This window comes from Petrachloros mirabilis, assembly GCF_975968855.1.
In genome coordinates, this window is record NZ_CDLUDY010000083.1 from 1 (window position 1) to 3,566 (window position 3,566).

Below are 3,566 nucleotides of genomic sequence, written 5' to 3' on the forward strand. Positions count from 1 at the left end.
CCCGTGACGAATTGGGTTTATCGTGGAGAGTTGAATCCTGAATTCATCGCACGGAATGTGGAGCAGGAAGGTCAACGCACGTCGGATCTTGAACAGACGGCGAGTCAGGGGGCCGGATCGAAAGAGCGCTCCGGAGCCGGTCAGGGTCACCAACGCGGACAGGAGGAATCCATGTCCGGCGACGTCTTGGGCGGTGGGCGTTCGCTCCCCTCGGTGGTGGAAGAGTTGCTGTCACTGGAGGTGGAATCGCTTCCAGCGCCGGAATATTTGAATTCGGGTCAGCGCGCTATACGGTATCCAGAATGGGACCATACCATTCAAGATTACCGGATGAATTGGTGCTGTGTCGTCGAACGTCAGGCCGAGGCAGGGTCTGACGAGTCAGTGTCTTCCGTGCTGACTGCGCACCAGAGTGTGATCCGGTCTATGCGGCGGTTTTTCGAAAGCCTGCGGCCTGTGGCCTATCGTCGCTTGCCTGGTCAGGTTGATGGAGAAGATGTGGACATTGATGCCGTGGTACGGCGTGCAGCCGAACAGCGGGCAGGCTTTGAAGGCAGCGACCGAGTGTACGTGCGACGCGAGAAAAAGGAACGTGATGTTGCGGTAGCAGTATTGGTCGACGTGAGCGGCTCGACGAGCCGGCAAGTCGAAAGCGGACGGCGGGTGATCGATGTCGAGCGGGAGAGCCTGGTGTTGCTGTCCGAAGCGTTGGATGCAGTGGGCGATCAATTTGCGTTGTATGCCTACTCGGGCCAAGGCCGTGCTTCGGTGGATTTCTTGACCGTCAAGGACTTTGATGAGCGATTGGGGACGTCGACGGCCCATCGTTTGGGCGGACTGACCCCGGGCCAGCAGAACCGAGATGGTGCGGCGATCCGGCATGCCGTGGCCAAACTAAAGCGATGTGAGGTCAAGACCCGTATCTTGATGCTTGTGAGCGACGGTAGACCGCTGGACGGTGACTACAAGGACGAATACTCGCTCGAGGATACTAAGGCGGCCTTGCGGGAAGCCAGGCAGCAGGGGATCGATCCCTTCTGTGTCACGGTCGATCGGGAGGCGGATCGCTACTTGCGCCGCATGTATGGTGACGTGCACTATACGGTCATCGATCGGATCGAGTCGCTTCCGAAGAGGCTGCCACGGATCTATCAGCGGTTGACGGCGTAACTGGTGTTGGGTCAGGGGTAGAAAGGATTGATGGCTGAGCAACCAGGAAGACCGACGGTGCCGCCCTGGCTGTATAAGTTATTCACCGGGCATCAATATCCCTACGTGAGGCGGTTGGCGAAATTCGCGCAGCCTGTGAAGCCCGGCGAGGACCGGCCCGAGCCGACCAAGGAGATGATCGAGGCCAAGTTTTGGGAGGTCTATCCCCGCTGCTCCGCCAAAGTGCTGCAGGAGGTTAAAACAGGGATGATCGTGGTCTTCCACGATCTCGGTGAATATCCGGCCGGCGGCTACCAAGAATTGGTCGACAACCCGGAGGAATTTCTGGCAAAAACGTACGGCAAGAAGAAGATCAAGGTCAATTTCTATGATGGCGAGAATTTCGTCTGTACGATCAATTTCAAGGTGGCAGGCTGGACGGAACACGGCCATGATGGTTGAGGTTCAGGGCAAGGTTAAGGGGAAGATGAGGGAGTCGAAGTGTCTAGGTCTCAACCTCAGCCTCAGTCTGTGACAGGAGGAATGGAAATGGGGCGACCGAAGATCACGGTGGTTGGGGCGGGAAATGTCGGTGGGACAACGGCGCAACGGCTGGCCGAGAAGGATACCTATGACGTTGTGCTGGTCGATATCGTCCAAGGGGTTCCCCAAGGGAAGGCCCTTGATATTTTGCAGGCCGGTCCTGTCTGCGGGTACAGCACGAAGGTTGTAGGGACCAACGGCTATGCTGAAACAGCCGGCTCGTCCATTGCAGTCATTACCTCCGGCATTCCACGAAAGCCCGGTATGAGTCGGGATGAATTGCTCGCGACGAATGCCAAAATCGTGAAGTCAGTCGTCAAGGAACTCGTGTCCCGCTCTCCGGAAATCATCTTGATTCTTGTCACCAATCCGTTGGATGCCATGGTACATGTGGCGAAGAAGGTGAGCGGCCTGCCGAAGTCGAAAATCATCGGTATGGCTGGTGTGCTGGACTCAGCCCGCATGAGAACTTTTATTGCGGCGGAATTAAACGTTCCGGGGCCGGAAGTCCAGGCGATGGTGATGGGCGGACATGGCGATACCATGGTGCCGCTGCCGCGCTATACGACGGTGAAGGGAAAGCCGGTGTCAGATCTGATGTCGAAGGAAAAACTGGACGCAATTGTCAAGCGAACACGGGATGGGGGTGCTGAAATCGTGGGTCTGCTCAAAACTGGCAGTGCGTTCTATGCGCCGTCCGCCTCGGCGGTGGATATGGTCGAAGCGATTCACAAAGATCAGAAGCGCGTACTGCCCTGCGCTGTTTTGTGCGAAGGCGAGTATGGGTTGCAGAACGTCGTGGTCGGTGTGCCGGTGAAACTCGGTCGTGGTGGAGCTGAGCAGGTCATGATCTATGACCTGACGGCCGATGAGCAAAAGGCCTTGGAAACCTCGGCCAACGCCGTGCACGAACTCTGCGCGACCGTCGATCGATTGATGGGATAGGTCAGCGTCGCTTGACATCGGATGAAGGGCTGCAGTACAGAGGGCAACTTAGCACCGCACTAACTTAAGGGGGCCGTATGAAATTTCTTGAAGATCCGTTCCAAACAACGGGAGTTGGTTTTGCGTTGACGCTAGTGTTGATTGTTGTGTTCTTGGGCCTGTCAGGAATTGGTGGCGGTGAAGCGGACTGGGTCGGCATGATCGCCCGATGGGTTCATTTCATCGCGGGCATTACCTGGATTGGACTGTTGTACTTTTTTAATTTTGTGAACGCGGGATTTCTCAAGAGCCTGGAAGGGCCGACGAAGAATATCGTGATTCCGAAACTCATGCCGACCGCATTGAATTATTTCAGGCATGGGGCGACATTCACGGTTCTCGCGGGGATCGTGCTCTACTTCTACCTCTATTCCAAGGGTGGAACGGGAGCCATCGCGCTTGGAATCGGTGGCTTGCTGGGAATCATCATGATGGCGAACGTGCATGCGATCATCTGGCCAAACCAGAAAAAGATTATTGCCGCCGCGGCAGCATCTGCCCAGGGTACTCCTCCGCCCGCTGAACTGGCTCAGTGGGGTCGTACGGCGTTGCTGGCGTCGCGTGTCAACGTCCTGCTCTCAATTCCCATGCTTTTCTTCATGGGAGCCGGAAGCCACTTCAAGTAATTGATTTCCTGTGCCGGTGGAAAATCTCCATCGGCACAGCTGTGTCCTCTGTTCTCGCTTTCCTCAATCAGCGGCCAATATGCCCAGGATTGATCTAGGGCTGTGGTCCTAACTTGTTGAGATTCAGGCCTATTCCTGACTCCTTTCCTTGACGGAGTAGCGGGGGGAACCGTATAGTAGCTTTTCGCCTTTCTCATTTTGTGGAGTGGGATATTTCACGATGACAGTCCTGGCAGAATCACGCCTTGTCCCGAAGGTCGAAGG

Annotated in this window: 4 protein-coding genes; all 4 read left to right on the forward strand. The window is 56.1% G+C overall.

The genetic code is table 11. The annotated features are described in order from the left end of the window. Positions 1–1,170: VWA domain-containing protein (locus ACWVCN_RS03520; RefSeq protein ID WP_455244130.1), on the forward strand; the 1,170-nt coding region annotated here is incomplete at its 5' end. A gap of 30 nt (positions 1,171–1,200) precedes the next feature. Continuing rightward, positions 1,201–1,611, forward strand: a complete 411-nt coding sequence (locus tag ACWVCN_RS03525; protein ID WP_455244131.1) for a hypothetical protein — start codon at positions 1,201–1,203, stop codon at positions 1,609–1,611. An 87-nt stretch (positions 1,612–1,698) separates the two neighbouring features. Then, positions 1,699–2,637 carry a malate dehydrogenase gene (gene mdh, locus ACWVCN_RS03530; protein WP_455244132.1) on the forward strand — a complete coding sequence of 313 codons (939 nt, stop codon included), beginning with the start codon at positions 1,699–1,701 and terminating at the stop codon, positions 2,635–2,637. A 77-nt stretch (positions 2,638–2,714) separates the two neighbouring features. Next, a complete protein-coding gene (locus ACWVCN_RS03535) occupies positions 2,715–3,302 on the forward strand; it encodes a urate hydroxylase PuuD (RefSeq protein ID WP_455244133.1) in 588 nt (195 codons plus the stop codon). Positions 3,303–3,566 lie beyond the last annotated feature (264 nt).